General features: G+C 61.4%; 14 protein-coding genes. 6 read left to right on the forward strand and 8 right to left on the reverse strand.

All coding sequences use genetic code 11. The features are described 5' to 3' along the window. Positions 1-352: 352 nt before the first annotated feature. Both ABNX08_RS37190 and ABNX08_RS37195 read right to left on the reverse strand, forming a co-directional pair. The gene (locus tag ABNX08_RS37190) at positions 353-2026 is read right to left on the reverse strand and encodes an arylsulfatase (RefSeq protein WP_349608167.1); all 1674 of its coding nucleotides are present in this window, start codon (positions 2024-2026) and stop codon (positions 353-355) included. A 406-nt stretch (positions 2027-2432) separates the two neighbouring features. Beyond that, positions 2433-2612 carry a DUF3717 domain-containing protein gene (locus tag ABNX08_RS37195; RefSeq protein WP_374063799.1) on the reverse strand — a complete coding sequence of 60 codons (180 nt, stop codon included), beginning with the start codon at positions 2610-2612 and terminating at the stop codon, positions 2433-2435. 70 nt (positions 2613-2682) lie between these two features. Between ABNX08_RS37195 and ABNX08_RS37200 the strand changes: the two genes are divergently transcribed. Together ABNX08_RS37200 and ltrA are read left to right on the forward strand one after the other, a co-directional pair. Beyond that, positions 2683-2859 carry a hypothetical protein gene (locus tag ABNX08_RS37200; RefSeq protein ID WP_200872568.1) on the forward strand — a complete coding sequence of 59 codons (177 nt, stop codon included), beginning with the start codon at positions 2683-2685 and terminating at the stop codon, positions 2857-2859. Between the two features lie 784 nt (positions 2860-3643). After that, positions 3644-4927, forward strand: coding sequence for a group II intron reverse transcriptase/maturase (ltrA, locus tag ABNX08_RS37205; protein WP_374063800.1), 1284 nt, complete (start codon positions 3644-3646; stop codon positions 4925-4927). Between the two features lie 254 nt (positions 4928-5181). Here ltrA and ABNX08_RS37210 read toward each other — a convergent pair whose 3' ends face one another. From ABNX08_RS37210 to ABNX08_RS37225, 4 genes are all read right to left on the reverse strand, one after another. Beyond that, a complete protein-coding gene (locus ABNX08_RS37210) occupies positions 5182-5715 on the reverse strand; it encodes a hypothetical protein (RefSeq protein WP_349608256.1) in 534 nt (177 codons plus the stop codon). A gap of 339 nt (positions 5716-6054) precedes the next feature. Continuing rightward, on the reverse strand, positions 6055-6849 hold the full coding sequence (locus tag ABNX08_RS37215) for an alpha/beta hydrolase (protein WP_349608258.1): 795 nt from the start codon (positions 6847-6849) through the stop codon (positions 6055-6057). 288 nt (positions 6850-7137) lie between these two features. After that, positions 7138-8721 (reverse strand): MFS transporter, encoded by a 1584-nt coding sequence (locus tag ABNX08_RS37220; protein ID WP_349608298.1) that lies wholly within the window; start codon positions 8719-8721, stop codon positions 7138-7140. 421 nt (positions 8722-9142) lie between these two features. Further along, positions 9143-10807, reverse strand: coding sequence for an ATP-binding cassette domain-containing protein (locus ABNX08_RS37225; RefSeq protein ID WP_349608260.1), 1665 nt, complete (start codon positions 10805-10807; stop codon positions 9143-9145). A 450-nt stretch (positions 10808-11257) separates the two neighbouring features. Between ABNX08_RS37225 and ABNX08_RS37230 the strand changes: the two genes are divergently transcribed. Further along, entirely contained in the window at positions 11258-12430 is a 1173-nt protein-coding gene (locus ABNX08_RS37230) for an iron-containing alcohol dehydrogenase (RefSeq protein ID WP_349608262.1), read from the forward strand. Positions 12431-12745: 315 nt separating this feature from the next. Here ABNX08_RS37230 and ABNX08_RS37235 read toward each other — a convergent pair whose 3' ends face one another. Continuing rightward, entirely contained in the window at positions 12746-13618 is an 873-nt protein-coding gene (locus tag ABNX08_RS37235) for a M28 family peptidase (RefSeq protein WP_349608264.1), read from the reverse strand. A gap of 190 nt (positions 13619-13808) precedes the next feature. Between ABNX08_RS37235 and ABNX08_RS37240 the strand changes: the two genes are divergently transcribed. From ABNX08_RS37240 to ABNX08_RS37250, 3 genes are all read left to right on the forward strand, one after another. Further along, complete coding sequence (locus tag ABNX08_RS37240; RefSeq protein WP_349608266.1) at positions 13809-14156, forward strand: MTH938/NDUFAF3 family protein; 348 nt, start codon at positions 13809-13811, stop codon at positions 14154-14156. An 89-nt stretch (positions 14157-14245) separates the two neighbouring features. After that, the gene (locus ABNX08_RS37245; protein ID WP_349608268.1) at positions 14246-14443 is read left to right on the forward strand and encodes a hypothetical protein; all 198 of its coding nucleotides are present in this window, start codon (positions 14246-14248) and stop codon (positions 14441-14443) included. Beyond that, a complete protein-coding gene (locus ABNX08_RS37250; RefSeq protein WP_349608270.1) occupies positions 14440-14571 on the forward strand; it encodes a hypothetical protein in 132 nt (43 codons plus the stop codon). The genes ABNX08_RS37245 and ABNX08_RS37250 overlap by 4 nt, the downstream gene beginning before the upstream one ends. Before the next feature lie 499 nt (positions 14572-15070). Here the strand turns inward: ABNX08_RS37250 and ABNX08_RS37255 are convergent, their stop codons facing one another. Next, positions 15071-15499 (reverse strand): hypothetical protein, encoded by a 429-nt coding sequence (locus tag ABNX08_RS37255; protein WP_349608272.1) that lies wholly within the window; start codon positions 15497-15499, stop codon positions 15071-15073. Positions 15500-15573 lie beyond the last annotated feature (74 nt).

A 15573-nucleotide genomic window follows, 5' to 3' on the forward strand; every position in this document is an offset into this window, starting at 1 on the left:
TAGGGCTGGTATGGCGGACACCGTGACGGGGTATTGAGGCGGCGAGCGTCCGGTGCCTGGTACGGAGCCGACGCTCAACTGTCCGCGCTATGGCGCCGGGCAACGGCCGAAACTGGCCGGCAAGCGCCTGATCGACCCCGAGATCCGCTACGACTGCGCCAGCCGGCAGGAGCCGACCCTTATGGGGCGTACAGCAGGTTGCGGCGGGATGGCCGAATCGCACCGAAAAGCGGACGTATGAGAGCCCCCCATAATACCGCTCATCGGCAATGAACGATCATTGGATCTCACGTACCGTGCCAGGCGATGAACGTCGGATTGCCAGCGTGAATCAGCGGAGGCCATCTGCAATTTAATTGCTGCCCTTATTAGGCGTCGACATTTTTTTCATTGCTTCGTCGATCGCTTTCTTCATGCTGAGCGTGTCCGCACCCTGGCGTGGTGGATATTCTTGCATCGACTTCAAGTGAGCATCCAGGAACGGCACGGCTGCCGTCGGTGCCCAGAGCTTCTGTCCGACAAAGCGTCGGCCCGCATAGCCCCATTCGTGCGATTCCGGATCCATCTTCTCCAGCGGGTCCATCAGCAGGTTGAAAATGTACGGCACGCTTGGGTAGTACTTCGTGTTGAACCAGCTTCCATCCTTCTTGACACCGATATGCATCTTCCAGCCGTCAACCCGAATGGCCATTAGATCCGTCTCGTCGTAGTAGATGAACTCGCGTCGTGCCGATTTGTCGGTCTTGCCCATCCAGTAGTCGAGATTGTTATAGCCATCCAGATGCGCCTTGTACCGTGTGCCACCCATCCGATACCCCTTCAGCATGTCGTCCTTCAGCGTGGGCAGACCTGCTGCCGCGGCCAGCGATACGAACAAGTCCTCGTGATTCTGGACCCCGTTGAGATCTGAGCCTGATGGAATCTTGCCGGGCCAGCGAATCAAGCAGGGCACCCGCACGCCGCCTTCCCAAGTAGTGCCTTTCTCCCCTCGGAACGGGGCGTAGCCACCGTCCGGCCACATCATCAGTTCATTGCCGTTATCAGTGGTGTAGATGACAATCGTGTTCTCAGCCACGCCCATTTCACGCAGTTTGTTGAGGATGTGCCCGACTTGCTCGTCATGCTCGATCATTCTGGCGCGCACCACGTCCTGCTCTGCACGCCCCTCGGCAACGGCCTTCTGCACATACTGATGCTGCGGGTGCGACCAAATGTGAATCGCCGTAGAATTGAACCAGAGAAAGAACGGCTTGTTGTCCTTGCCGACCCGGTCCATCCAGTTGAGCGTGTGTTGGAGGACCTCGGCGTCGAAGGTTTCCATGCGCTTGCGCGTGAGCGGTCCGGTATTCTCAATCCGCTGTTTGCCGACGCGGCCGAACTTTGGATCGGTGGTCGAATCGTCCTGGGTGGTCGCCCAAGCGTGAAGTACGCCACGCGGCCCGAACTTCTTTAGATACTCCGGGTTGCGTTGCCCCGGATAATCAAGCTCCTCCGGTTCTTCTTCCGCGTTCAGGTGATACAGGTTTCCAAACCACTCATCGAACCCGTGCACGGTAGGCAGGAACTCGTTGCGGTCGCCAAGATGGTTCTTGCCGAACTGACCGGTCGCATAACCTTGAGTCTTCAGCACTTCGGCCAGCGTGGGGTCTTCCTTCTGGATGCCGCGTGAAGAGCCCGGAATGCCGATCGTCGTCATGCCGGTGCGCACCGGCATTTGGCCGGTGATGAACGCTGCGCGCCCGGCGGTGCAACTGGGCTGGCCATAGTGATCAGTAAAGAGCGCGCCGTCACGCGCCAGGCTGTCGATATTGGGAGTCCGGCCCATCATGCCGTGCGCGTAAGCCCCCACGTTCCACATGCCAATATCGTCGCCGAAGATGACAACAATGTTTGGCTTCGTGGCAGGCGTCTGGGCAAAGGCGAGAGCCGGGATCAGCGTCAGAGTCAGCGCAATGAGAATGCATGTGGAGGCGTAGCGCCATGCCGAGCGGAGCAGCGCCAGTATGCTGCGAATATCACTTTTCATGGCTTTCTCCCTTGTGCGTTTGGCCGTTGGCGCCGAAACATCACGTGCGATACTGGCTCTTGGCTATTGATTGGCATTCCAGTTGTCGATCTCCAGCCAATTTAGGATCTACTAGGCGCATGCCAGTTTGAAGTGAATCTTTTGGATTGGCGTATGAAAGGAATTGGCCGCTGGCGGGAAAAGTGCGGACCGGACTCGTGCCAAGGTTGGGAAGCTCGACGCAGCACTAAATGCTGCGAAGGCGCGAGGCTGGACCGTTATCAGCATGAAGCAAGACTGGCAGCAAATCTATCCAGCGCAGGGCCGTAAGTAATGCGCGGGAGAGCTAGATTCTCGAAATACTCGGCGAGGACTTCTGCCCGAGCCGGACGATGAAAGACTCATTTCGCATTGCTCAAACCGTTGCTTAGTAAGGCATTGCCTCTCGTTTGGCGGCTACGCGGTCGCCCGTTGACGGGGTCGGCTGCCGGTTGCGCCACGCGTTGATCGCGTCCTCGATTGCCTTGATGGAGAGGTTTGCCGCGCCTGTCTGGCATGTTGCGGTCATGGGCCCCTCACTGGTGAGCGCCCCGAGATCAGCGCCCATGGGCTGCTAGCGACGGGCGGCATAAGCGCCGTGCCGTTTCGGACTAGAATCCTCTGAGGAGGTGTCAGTCATGTCAGCTATCAAGCGCATCGATCCGGGCCATTCCGCCTATCAGGCCGCGCCGCACAGGACGACCCGCTACCCTGCGGAGCACGTCACGTTGACGGCTGGCTCCAGGAAGAGGCTGCGCCCCTGTGTGCCGCATCGAAAGGTCGGGCGCGGCAAGGTCGGCGTCGGCGGCAAGTAGGCACCTGCAACCCTTGTATGGCGTCGGGCTTTAGAAGGTGGCTTGACGTGAATTGGCTGTCCGGCGCGAGGGCGGATGAAACGCGGTCGTTCCTCCAGCTCTACCCTGCCGACTTGATGTCCGCCGAAGCGTATTCGCTGCCTCCGCGCAAGCCAGCGCACTCGATCGGCATTGACGGGCAGCCGTGCTTCTAGTGTCTTGAATCGTCGACCATCTACCCCTCGATGTCGAACGGCCGCTTCTGGCGTGCGCCGTGCAAAGGCGGCGCTTTTCCAGTGGGTGAAAGCCCCACCCGGCAACCGCTCCAGCCGGAAGCAACCGGAGCAGCTATGGAGGTAACGAAGTGGCTGAAGCCTTCGGATAAGCGTGTCACGAAATACGGTGACAGCGCAAGTGTGCAGGCCGTAACGTGAGTGAACGCCGAGCAAGCCTCGAAAAGGACGATGCGCAGGCCGACCCGACAGCCATATCGGGGAAGGCTGACACGACTGGATGGATGAGCGAAGCAGGACCGCCAGTCGCTGCGCCGGGGTAGTGGCGACAGCATGCACACAAGGAAAGCGCACGCAACACGGGAAGCCCCACGGCGTGGCCAGGGATGGCCAACCGGACGCCCGCGAGGGACAGGCCGGGCGCCGTGGGGTGGCGGAGAGGCTCGTAGTACCGGGGAAGCCGGGTAATGCCGGTGGAGGGAAGGGGCCTCAGTTCAAGACAAACGCAAGACGTAGTGAGGGACAGGAGATTGGGCAACCTATCAACTCCGATTAGTGTTCAGAAGCTGCAGATGGCGTTACACGCGAAAGCGAAGGCAGAAGCCGGTTACCGCTTCTATGCCCTATATGACAAGATCAGCCGCGACGACATTCTGGCTCACGCCTACGCCCAGTGTCGCTCCAACAAGGGCGCGCCGGGTGTGGATGGTCAGGACTTCGCGGACATCGAGGCGTACGGGCTAGAGCGGTGGCTCGGCGAACTGGCGCTTGCGCTCAGGCAGGAGAGTTACCGACCGGACCCTATCAGAAGAGTGTTTATCCCGAAGGCCAACGGCAAGCTGCGGCCGCTGGGTATCTCGACTTTGCGTGACCGGGTCTGCATGACAGCAGCAATGCTCGTGCTTGATCCGATCTTCGAGGCCGACCTTCCACCCGAGCAGTACGCCTATCGCCCGGGCCGCAATGCCCAGCAGGCGGTGGTCGAAGTGGAAGAACGGCTCCACCGTGGTCATACCGACGTTGTTGACGCTGACCTCGCGGACTACTTTGGCAGCATCCCACATCCGGAACTTATGCTTTCGCTTGCGCGACGCATTGTTGATCGGGGTGTGCTGCATCTTATCAAGATGTGGTTGGAATGCGCTGTCGAGGAAACGGACCCGCGCGGACGGAAGAAGCGGACGACGGAGGCCAAGGACGCTGGTCGCGGCATCCCTCAGGGCTCGCCCATCTCGCCACTCCTGTCGAATCTGTATATGCGTCGATTCGTGCTGACGTGGAGGGAGCTCGGCCTGGAGCACAGCCTTGGCAGTCGGATCGTGACGTACGCGGACGACCTCGTGATCCTGTGCAAACGCGGAAAGGCTGACGAAGCCCTGTCAGCGATGCGGGCGATCATGGGAAAGCTGAAGCTCACGGTCAACGAGGAGAAGACACGAATCTGTCGGGTCCCGGAAGGCGAGTTCGACTTCCTGGGATACACGTTTGGGCGGATGTACTCGGCGAAGACCGGCCAGCCCCGCATGGGCATGCGGCCGGCGAAGAAGAGTATCCGGCGCATGGTCGAGAAGATCCATGCGTTGACCGCCCTGAAAACGGGATGGCAAGAGACCACGGCGATGGTGGGCAAGTTGAACCGCATGCTGCGCGGCTGGGCGAACTACTTCAAGGTAGGGACGGTCAGTCGCGCATACCGTGCGCTCGACAGCTACGCCGCGACGCGGTTGCGCCGGTGGCTGCGCAACAAGCACAAGGTCAGACGACGCAGGGGCGGAAGCTATCCACTCTCGCACCTCTATGGGCACTTCGGGCTCGTACGTCTGAGCGCGCGCGGGGGTGCAGCCTGGCGTGGGTGAAGGCGTGGAGTCTTGTCCGAGAGCCGGATGCGGGAAATCTGCCTGTCCGGTTCGATGAGGGGGATGTGGAAACGGAGCCACGGTCCGGCTAATAGGGCACCGCCAAACGAAAGGGGCGGAAACATCGATGCCTGGACCTACCGTCACCGCGCCACATCTCTACTCTACCGACTTCGGCCTTCAGCCCTTCCTGGCGAACCATTCACCCAGCTTGTTCAGCGTAGCCTTAACGGCTAGCGCCTCCGGACCTCTCTCTAAATCCATTTGTCCTTGGCCGTCACCTGCGCTGAGACTTCGACCGTCTTGTTGGCAACGCGATCTGTGACGGTGGCAACAAATACATACCTTCCCGCGGGGTCGTCGTGGTTGAATTCTAAGGTCACGCCGGAATCCCCGAGCTCCGTGATTCCGGGCTTCGGTGCCGCTCGACGAGAGACCGGTGTCGTACCAAAGTCGTCGCTCGAGCCGTTTGGTGAGATCAGGAGGTATTTCACGTCCACATTACATCGCCCATCTTTACCAGGCTTACATCCAGCGAACAGGAGTATGGTGCTCACCGACTCCCCCTGTTGTACGATCTTCGTGGTAGGGAGGATCGGCGTGCCCGGGCGGTTCCACGTGTCCCGAAACGTCTTGGCATCGCCTGTCAACACAAGTTGTACGCCAAAATCGCCTGAGGACTTGCGATCGTCACTATCCGGCACCGGGCGTCCATTACCATCTATCCATCCCGCCATAGCCGGAAACGAACACATGAGAACGGCGGCCAACAGGAGTCTTCTCTTCATGGCAGTTGGTCCTGGGTCAAAAGACGGCCGCAGCCTGGGAGCCAAGGCAATATTGGGTAAAGCGCCGGATTAGCCACCCCTCCGAGGCGGTGGTTTTGTGGCGCAGCGCACCTAAATGCTGGAAAGAGGCCCCAACAATTGGGCCGGAAATTGGGAACTTCGCCGGCCTGTGGGGTGGATGAGGGGCTCAAAGCGACCCGTCACGGTCATTCGCGCGCCCATCTGCGAACGACCGGAGTTCGGCGGAACCGGCCGGTCGCAGGTCGCGGCCAGATAACGGCCAGCTCGCGCCGGCTCTCTGATGGGAGGCGCCCGCCTTCCGTTAGAGAGACGGGCTGATCATCGTTCGTGCTTGGCGATGAAGGCTTCAACAGCGTCGTGCAGTAGTACGGGCTTCTCCAGGAAGATGAGGTGCCCACCGTCAAGGGTGGCAAACTCGGCTCCCGGAATCCGCTCTGCAAGCTCCGCAGAGAAGTACGGCGGGGAGCAGAAGTCGCGCTCGCCCACCAGCACCAGCGTCGGTGTCGTGATCGACTGAAGATCATCGAAGGCGTTGTGCCCTACGATCATGTCGATCCGGGCAAAGCCGATCTCCGGTTCGAATGTGCCAGCCGATGAAGTGTTCACCCATGCCTGCACCTGCTCCGGGTGCTCGCGAATGAATTTCGGATCGAAGAGGAATAGTGCGTTTGCCTCGGTGGAGGCGCGCAGCCCGGAATCAGTCAGCATGCGTCGCCGCATGGCGAACTGACGACGGTAGAACGCGTCCGAGCGCGCAATCGAAGAGGCAATGGTCGCGCTGCGCAATAGTTCGCGATGATTGATCGCCAGCAACTGCGCGATGGCGCCCCCGGTCGAGGAGCCGACCACGTGGACCGGCCCGCATCCGACCGCCTCGATGACCCGCGCCATGTCCCGCGCGTGTTGCGTAATTGTCATGTCGCGTGCGGTGCGCTCGGACTCGCCGGTGCCGCGGTGATCAGGTACGATCACTTGGTGATGCTCGGCGAATAGATCGATCTGTGGGCCCCAGGATGCGCCCACTCCTGCAAGCCCCGCCAGAAGAAGCACGGGCGAACCTTGGCCCTTGACCTCGTAGTGGATCGAAACACCGTCGGACGTTACGTATGGCACTTTGCTTCTCCGGGTTCAGAGCGAGGCGAAGGAGAGGTCGGGCGCGTCGACGATCGCGCCGTCGAGATTGATATTAACGGTGCCAGGCGTACGTGACGAGCGCTAGCGCTGGTGCGGAAGCTGTATCCGGGGAGGCACCTCAGGGCTATAACGTAGTCGCTAGGGCCCGCATTGACCGGTGATCGGCCATTCAAGCGCTGCGCCATGAGCGGCTGAGGCTGGCCGACTTCGGCTAGTTGAGGGGAGGGCGCCGATAGGCAACGGACGCGTCCAGCGACACGAGGCATATCACCTGCGGGGTTGGATGGTCGCCACCGCGAGACCCGCTCCGACGAACGCGCACACAGCGGACACCAGCGCAACGGCGCGCAGCGCGTCGGTGATAGCTTCGGCTTCCGCCTGCGCCACGGGTGTCTGAGTCGGCAAATGGGCGTCGCCCGCTGCCGCCCCGGCTTGCGCGCCCGGCTCCAGCAACTGCCCGGTCCGGCGTGCGTCCCTAGGAACGTCCAGTTCATCGAGCCGCGCCGAAAGCGCCGCTTGGTGCGACCACACGAACACGATGCCGAGCACCGCAATCGCCAGCAGGCTCGCCACACGTGCAACCGCATTGTTGATGCCGGATGCAACGCCTGCGTGGTCGCCCGGTACCGAGCCCATCACAATCGTCGTGAGTGGCGCAACGGTGATCGTCATGCCAAGCCCGAGCACGGTGAGCGCAGGGAAAAATCCGGCCCAATAGCTGCCGCGCACAAACGGAAACGCCAGCATCACGAACCCGATTCCGGCGACGCCCGGGCCAGCACTCAACAGGATCCGCGAACCGAAGCGGCTCGTCAGGCCGCCGGTGAAGCGCGACAGCAAGCCGATGATGACCGGCACCGGTAGCACCGCCGCACCCGCTTCGGTTGCGGTGTAGGCATGTGCGCGGATCAGCGTGAACGGCAGGAAGAACAGTGCGCCGCTCAGACCGAAGTAGAGCAGCAGTGTGACGAGGTTGGCGCCGGTGAAATCGCGCGAGCGGAACACGTCGAGCGGCATCATGGGGTGACGGCTGTTCGCTTCGATCATCACGAATGCGACCAGCACGAACGCGCCGGCGCCGATCGCGCACAGTACAAGCGGATCTGCGAAACCGCGCGAAGACGCCTCGGTCAGACCATAGGTGAGGGCAGCGAGCCCCGCTGCGACGCTAAGCGCGCCGGGCCAGTCCAACCGTTGAGGCGCATCGAGCTTGTGGCTGTTCGGCACCGACGAAATCGCGAGCGCGACCGTCACCGCTGCAAGCGGGACGTTGAGGAAGAATATCGCGCGCCAGGACAACACGTCGACGAGCCAGCCGCCCGCCACCGGCGCCGCCGCGGACGTGATCGCCCCGACGGCCGCCCAAGTGCCGATTGCCCGTCCGCGCGCTTCGCCTTCGTACACGGCGCCGATGATCGCGAGACTACTGGGTATGAAGAGTGCTGCACCAATGCCCTGCACTGCGCGCGCGGCGATCAGCGAATTCGCGTCCGGCGCGAACCCGCAAGCGGCCGACGCCAGCGTGAAGACCCCGATGCCCGCAATGAACACCGTGCGGCGGCCGAGCTTGTCGCCCATCGATCCGCCCACCAGCACGAGGGACCCGAGAAAGAGCAGGTAGGCGTTAACGATCCACTGCATTGCCGCGACGCTCGCGCCGAGTTCGCTCTGAATGGCGGGTAGCGCGACATTGACGACGGAGCCGTCGATGAACGCCATGCTTGAGCCGAGGATCGTCGCGGCGAGTGCTAGACGCTTGCGCTGGCACGGGCGGTCGACCGCGGTGGGCTGGGTGCGGATGACGAGTTCGTCGCACGGGCTTGCTTGTGCAGCGACGACGTGCGCGGTCATTTGGTCGCTATCGAGAAGATCCGGGTTGGCCAAGCTCGCTCCCGTGCCGGTCGGTGGTGACTAGCAGCATAGTAACGGGAGCGCGGGACCGCAGATACGGTTGGTCGGGTGCGTGCGAGCGCGATGCGCTACTTATTCCGCGGAAGCGAGGCGAGCGAGCCGTCGGTCGCGGCGCCCATCAGTTGCGCGATCCGCTTCATCTAGCTCTAGCGCATGGAATCAGGCGTGATCGCTGCCATCGATCTGCACCAGTCCGCCCCGGACATGTTGTTCGACGCCGGCTTCCGGGTGTTCGGGAAGCTGCACCCACCCAAAATGCCTCAGCCGCGCAACCGGTGGGAATGTATGTTATCCGGCACACGAAGGCTGGCGAAATGTGTAAAGCTCACGCCTGGTTCTCACCGTTTCAGGCGATGACCTTCTACTCTGCTGCAGGCTGCTCGCGCATGCGACGGGCTTCGTCGCGCAGGAACTGCTGGTAATCGTCCAGATCGCCGTCGAAGGGCTCGACGCCGCCCTTGGTGACCAGCCAGAACTCGTCACATACGGCGCGCAGCAGGGCCCGGTCGTGACTGACCAGCATCACTGTGCCGTCGAATTCGTTGAGCGCCATGCCTAGCGCTTCGCGTGTGGCCAGGTCGAGGTGGTTGGTAGGCTCGTCGAGCAGCAGCAGGTTGGGGCGCTGCCACACGATCATGCACAACACGAGCCGCGCTTTTTCGCCGCCGCTCATCGTGCTAACCGCCTGATGGACCATGTCGCCACTGAAGTTGAAGGTGCCGAGGAAGGTGCGAAGGGATTGTTCGGTTCCACTCTGGCCGGGGGCGCGCATGTGAGCCGGCGTGTCCTTGGCAAGGCGGATCATGTGTTCCATCGGCGTATCGAGCGGGCGCAGCACGTCGAGTTCCTGCTGTGCGAAGTAGCCGATATTCAGGCCTTTGCCTTCGCTGATTTCGCCGGCAATCGGCGCCAGCGCGTGCGCCACCGTCTTCACCAGCGTGGACTTGCCTTGGCCGTTGGCACCGAGAATGCCGATGCGCTGCCCGGCTAGCACGGAACGGTTGATGCCCCGCACGATGACCGTGGGCGGCGTGCCCGGCAGTGCGCCGGTCGGCGCCGGGTAGCCGAAGCTCGCGTCCAGCATCGACAACAGCGGGTTCGGGACGTTGAGCGGCTCCTTGAACTCGAAGTTGAACTCTGCGTCGGCAAGTACCGGTGCGATCTTCTCCATGCGTTCGAGCGCCTTGACCCGGCTCTGCGCCTGCTTCGCCTTCGAGGCCTTGGCCTTGAAACGGTCGATGAATTTCTGCAGGTGGGCGATCTTGTCCGCCTGCTTGGCCATCGCGGCCTGCTGCAATACGAGCTGCTCAGCGCGCATGTCTTCGAACTTGCTGTAGTTGCCGCCATAACGCACGAGCTTGGCGTTGTCGACGTGCATCGTCACCTGCGTCACCGCGTCGAGGAATTCGCGGTCGTGGCTGATCACTACCAGGGTTCCTTGATAGCGCTTGAGCCAGGCTTCCAGCCAGACCAGCGCGTCGAGGTCGAGGTGATTGGTCGGCTCGTCGAGCAGCAGAAGGTCGGACGGGCACATGAGCGCGCGCGCCAGTTGCAGTCGCATGCGCCAGCCGCCGGAGAAACTGTTGACTGGCTGGCTAAGCTGCGCAGCACTGAAGCCAAGGCCCAGGATCAGCGCTTGGGCACGTGCGGGGGCATCGTGCGCACCAGCGTCGTGCAGGGCCATGTAAGCGTGCGCCATGCGCATGCCGTCGTCGCTGGCCTCGGCGGCGGCTACTTCGGCCTGCGCGGCCAACAGCACGGTGTCACCCTCGACTACGAAGTCGGTCGCGCTCTGCTCGGTCTCCGGCATCTCCTGCGCGACCTGGCCCATCTTCCATGCAGCGGGAATCGAGAACTCGCCGCTGTCTTCGTGCAGCGTGCCGTTGAGAAGGCCGAAGAAGGACGACTTGCCGGCGCCATTGCGGCCGACAAGACCAATCTTTTCGCCGGGGTTGAAGGTGACGGATGCGCGGTCGAGTACGACATTGACGCCGCGACGCAGCGTGACATTACGGACGGAAATCATAGGGAGCTATTTCGGAGAGGATTGGCATGATAGCCGACCGGACGTGCAGGGCTGTCTCTTTTCTGGCCGCACGCGTGAAGAGCCGCTTGCGCTTTGCGGCGCCCACCGGCCACAAAGCAAGGCAGCCCCTGGGCGCACCGGGCGTTCCGGCTGCGGGGCCAGCGAACATAGCGGTGAATGACGGCTCCTGGCCGGCGCGGCCGTCTCTGACCAACCCCTCACGGTCATTCGCACACTGCTCTGCGAACGACAGAAGTTCGGCCGATCCAGCCGTTTGTCGGATACGCCCAGTCGCTCCAAAACTGAACACATCGATTCAAATTACAACACTCCACGAGGTGCATCTGATGGACAGCGTCTGAAAAAGACGTCGCCAGACACGGGTACGGTTCATGCGTCAAGGCTTGCGAGGACAGGAGACCTCATATTCATTACAACCTTGGAGACGACATGACCCACCTGAACATCGCTAATCGCGTCGACAGCTTCTTCATTCCCTGCGTGAGCCTCTTCGGTCCGGGCTGCGCGCGCGAAACGGGCGCTCGCGCCAAATCACTCGGGGCCAGGAAGGCTCTCATCGTCACGGATGCCGGCTTGTACAAGATGGGGCTCTCCGAGGTCGTCGCGGGGCACATTCGCGAAGCCGGGCTCCAGGCCGTCATCTTTCCGGGTGCCGAGCCCAATCCCACCGACGTTAATGTTCACGACGGCGTAAGGTTGTTCGAGCGGGAAGAATGCGACTTCATCGTTTCGCTCGGCGGCGGCTCATCGCACGACTGCGCGAAAGGCATCGGCCTCGTTACCGCCGGAGGCGGACATATCCGCGACTACGAAGGCATCGACAAATCAACGGTGCCAATGACGCCGCTGATTTCGATCAACACGACCGCTGGCACTGCTGCGGAAATGACACGCTTTTGCATCATCACCAATTCGAGCAATCACGTGAAGATGGCAATCGTCGACTGGCGTTGCACGCCGTTGATCGCCATCGACGATCCGAGCCTGATGGTCGCGATGCCGCCCGCCTTGACGGCGGCGACCGGCATGGACGCGTTGACTCACGCCATCGAGGCATACGTTTCCACCGCCGCCACGCCAATTACCGATGCCTGTGCGGAAAAGGCGATCGCTCTGATCGCCGAATGGCTGCCCAAAGCTGTCGCGAACGGGGACTCGATGGAGGCACGCGCGGCCATGTGCTACGCCCAATACCTTGCCGGCATGGCCTTCAACAACGCATCACTCGGTTACGTGCACGCGATGGCCCATCAACTCGGCGGCTTCTACAATTTGCCCCACGGCGTGTGCAACGCGATCCTGCTGCCGCACGTGTCGGAATTCAACCTCATTGCCGCGCCGGAGCGTTACGCGAGAATCGCCGAACTGCTAGGCGAGAAAATTGGGGGCTTGAGCACGCATGACGCCGCCAACGCTGCCGTCTCGGCGATCCGGACCCTTTCCGCGTCGATTGGCATTCCGGCGGGTCTGGCGGGCCTGGGCGTCAAGACGGACGACCATGAAGTGATGGCAAGCAATGCGCAAAAGGATGCTTGCATGCTGACGAATCCGCGCAAGGCCACGCTGGCGCAAGTCATGGCAATCTTTGCTGCGGCGATGTAATGCGTATGCCCCCCTGCTGCGAAGGCAGGAGGGGCGGGCAGACTGCGGACATTTAGAGAGCATCAGCGAAGGTCCCTTTGTGGCCGGAAGGCGACTGATGATTCGCGTTCCGGCTCATGCTTTGCGAAAATTTCTGGTGCTACAAAAAGGCCCGGAAGGCGTACTGGCTCCTTGATCTCTGCCTGGCGCGGCGCTCGCAGGCGCGCGATTGGCCTGTTCTTCTAACATGCTTCTCGCATCTGCCCGCGAAAGGAGCCTGTGGCTACTGATGCAGACCTTCGGCCCCTACGCCTTCTTAGGACTCGTTCCCCTTGGTCACAGCGACGCGACGCTCGCGGCCAACCCGTGCGTCACCGCGGCCATGCGACCATAGTCGAGTGTGGTGGGGACATCGTGCGCGGTATGGTAGTTCGGATTGCGCAGATAGGCGGTGTCCGTCACCATGATGGCCGGATAGCCGTGGCGCCAGAAGGAGGAGTGATCGCTCAAGGCAACCCCGGGTACCCACCACGGCAGCGCCGCTGCTTCGAGCGGAAAACTGGATGAGGTCTGGAACGCCTTGACCACCCCTCGCAGTCGACGCCACGAGCGAAGATTGGAAACGAAGGCGATAAAGTTGCCACGCACTGGATAGAAGTAACGTAGCAGAGGCGGATAGCTTTGGGTGCCAGGTTCGTCGCGGTAGTAACCCAGCATCTCGAGCGAAAGCATCACCTGAATGCGGTCCCCGCGCAGCCGCGCGGCTCTTGCATACCTCAGGCTGCCCATGTCCTCGCGGAAGAAGAATGGTGCTTCCTCGTTCACGAACGCAACGCAGCGCACAGTGTGTCGGTGCGAGAGGGCCTGAAGCAGACCCACGATCTCGAGCAGCGCGGCGACCCCACTGGCGTTGTCATCAGCCCCTGGGCTGTTCCGCACAGTGTCGTAATGCGCGCCCAGCACAATGATTTCGTCAGCCTGAACGCAGCCTGCGAGCGCAACCTCGATGTTGGCGCAGGGGACGCCTCGTACCTGATAATCCTGACGCGTCACCGCACAGCCACGCTTGGCCCATTCCTGTGCGATATAGTTCGCTGCGGCATGCAGCGCGTCCGGCCGAAACACGTTGCGTTCGCCAATGTCTCCGGCAAGGACCTTTACATGACGCTCCAACGCCGCAGCCAGGTCGGGGTCGTGCGCAGTCAGCATGAGTTCGATAGTCCTTCTTATCAAAATGCGAGATGGCGATGCTTTGGACCGACCGATCCGTTCGCGACCCGCCCCATCAGTGGCTGCGCGAGTACATCCGAGGGGCTTTACCGATGGCCGTCCATTGACTCTAATGAATCAAGCATCAACATTTTCGGAGTCCGCTGCCAATGTTCCTGCGGAGGTACATATGCGCTACGAAGCCTTTTCTTTTGGATCCATCTGCATTGATGGCGTGACTTATGAGCATGACGTAGTAATCGACCACGGAATAGTCCGCAAGCGCAGGAAGAAGCCGTCGAAGGCGTTCCGCGAGGCCTTCGGCCACACACCGCTGTCGATCAAGGAGGACATCCCCTGGAACTGCAGCCGGCTGGTGATCGGTACCGGTACCGGAGCCTTGCCAGTGATGGACGAAGTGAAGCAAGAAGCGCGGCATCGCCACGTCGAGCTTGTCATCCTGCCGACCGCCGAAGCCATCGCGAAGCTGGAGGAACAACCCCGCGACGCCAATGCGGTCCTACACCTCACTTGTTAGTATGGGTCGCCCTTAGCGGGGTGGGCTCTTCCTTGATCGCGGTACCAGGCGCCTTGACCGGCCTTGCTACATAAAACTGCGTGCGAACCATGAGCACTCATCGCTATATCGTCATGATCGACCAACCCAGGGACGTCTCCGAGGAGCAGATGGCGGAGTACATCAAGCTTGCCATCGTCGGCTGGGGCGGTGGACTACCGCCGCCGCCCAAGGACAGCCCGTTTTTCGACCTGGATGTGTTGTCGGTAACAAGCAGCCCCAGCAAGCCACACAAGAACGCGTCATGAGACGCTGGCGCCGCCAGTGGCCAATCGATGTCTCGCTATCGGCGCACCGCTGGCAGGGGGCCGAGCGCTACCTGGATGCGCTGGCAGCCTATGACGCGCAGGATGCGTTTCCTTGGCAGACTTCCTGATCCGCCGCGGGCGCGCGCTGATCAGCGCAGGGCAAAGGGTGGGCAGGAGGGCGCCGGTGTGCGCCCGGTGCGCCTCGCAGAAGAGGCGCGTGCGACCCGACTGCACGATTCGCTGCGCCGCCTTGCGCCGGATGCCCACTTGCAGTCCATAGTCAATGGCCAGGACCATGTTTCAAACACGGCAATGCGTCGGCGTATTCCGGCATGAGTCACATTCTAGCTGCCGGCCACAGCGGTCCATCTCTCGCCCGATACGGTCATTGGTCTGCCATTGGTCGATCGACCGACGACATCAATGCTTCTTGTGTTCAGGGAAGAGAAAGGGCGGCGATCCTGTCGGAACTTTGTCATCGAACGACTTTAGTTTTCCGGTGGACGATTGCGACCGGCGTGTTCCGATCCGACTCGGAGCTAGGTGATTGCTTTGTCACGGCGGCGCCTGAACTTCCGAAGGATAACCCCTGTGCGGCCAAACATTTTGGCCTGACTAACCGGCCCGTCACGCCTCAAGAATCTCGAGCCCGTTTTCGGCACACCATTGTCTCAGCGCTCCTTCGACAGAATCGGCTTCAAACGTATACCAGGCTTCGAGAACGCCTTCGCGCCGCAGCAAATCCTTGAAGTGCGAGTAAGCCCCTTGCCTTTGGAAAATTCCTTCGACCTGGTCGTAACATGCAGGCAGCTCTTGTGCGACAAAGCGCAAGGCGAGAGCTCTTCCAAGACCAAGATCGTTCTTATGTGGTATCGCAAGGTATCGGTCCGAAGTTTCAAGGTCGTCAGGAATATCTTCGTCGAACGTGTCATTGGAATCAGAGGTCCAATAGACTTTGCCCGTATCGAGCGAGACATAGGCGTTGTGCTCCATCGGCGCCGCGTAGCTGACGAAGTCGAAGGCCATAGAAAGATCGTCGTGTTTGACTGCGACCATGGCTCTTCTCCCATAGGTTGTAGCGTGCGAGTTGGACTGGCACGGGGATATTCGGTGACCCCCGAAAAACGCTT

It is taken from the genome of Cupriavidus sp. DF5525 (assembly GCF_040149425.2).
GTDB classification, from domain to species: Bacteria; Pseudomonadota; Gammaproteobacteria; order Burkholderiales; family Burkholderiaceae; genus Cupriavidus; species Cupriavidus pickettii_A.

Bases quoted from the DNA above. Each gene is read 5' to 3' on its own strand.
- ABNX08_RS37255 (WP_349608272.1), bottom strand. From the start codon at position 15,499: ATGGTCGCAGTCAAACACGACGATCTTTCTATGGCCTTCGACTTCGTC.
- ABNX08_RS37230 (WP_349608262.1), top strand. From the start codon at position 11,258: ATGACCCACCTGAACATCGCTAATCGCGTCGACAGCTTCTTCATTCCC.
- ABNX08_RS37200 (WP_200872568.1), top strand. From the start codon at position 2,683: ATGTCAGCTATCAAGCGCATCGATCCGGGCCATTCCGCCTATCAGGCC.
- ABNX08_RS37245 (WP_349608268.1), top strand. From the start codon at position 14,246: ATGAGCACTCATCGCTATATCGTCATGATCGACCAACCCAGGGACGTC.
- ABNX08_RS37195 (WP_374063799.1), bottom strand. From the start codon at position 2,612: ATGGGCGCTGATCTCGGGGCGCTCACCAGTGAGGGGCCCATGACCGCA.
- ltrA (WP_374063800.1), top strand. From the start codon at position 3,644: ATGGCGTTACACGCGAAAGCGAAGGCAGAAGCCGGTTACCGCTTCTAT.
- ABNX08_RS37240 (WP_349608266.1), top strand. From the start codon at position 13,809: ATGCGCTACGAAGCCTTTTCTTTTGGATCCATCTGCATTGATGGCGTG.
- ABNX08_RS37250 (WP_349608270.1), top strand. From the start codon at position 14,440: ATGAGACGCTGGCGCCGCCAGTGGCCAATCGATGTCTCGCTATCGGCG.
- ABNX08_RS37235 (WP_349608264.1), bottom strand. From the start codon at position 13,618: ATGCTGACTGCGCACGACCCCGACCTGGCTGCGGCGTTGGAGCGTCAT.
- ABNX08_RS37190 (WP_349608167.1), bottom strand. From the start codon at position 2,026: ATGAAAAGTGATATTCGCAGCATACTGGCGCTGCTCCGCTCGGCATGG.
- ABNX08_RS37210 (WP_349608256.1), bottom strand. From the start codon at position 5,715: ATGAAGAGAAGACTCCTGTTGGCCGCCGTTCTCATGTGTTCGTTTCCG.
- ABNX08_RS37220 (WP_349608298.1), bottom strand. From the start codon at position 8,721: ATGACCGCGCACGTCGTCGCTGCACAAGCAAGCCCGTGCGACGAACTC.
- ABNX08_RS37225 (WP_349608260.1), bottom strand. From the start codon at position 10,807: ATGATTTCCGTCCGTAATGTCACGCTGCGTCGCGGCGTCAATGTCGTA.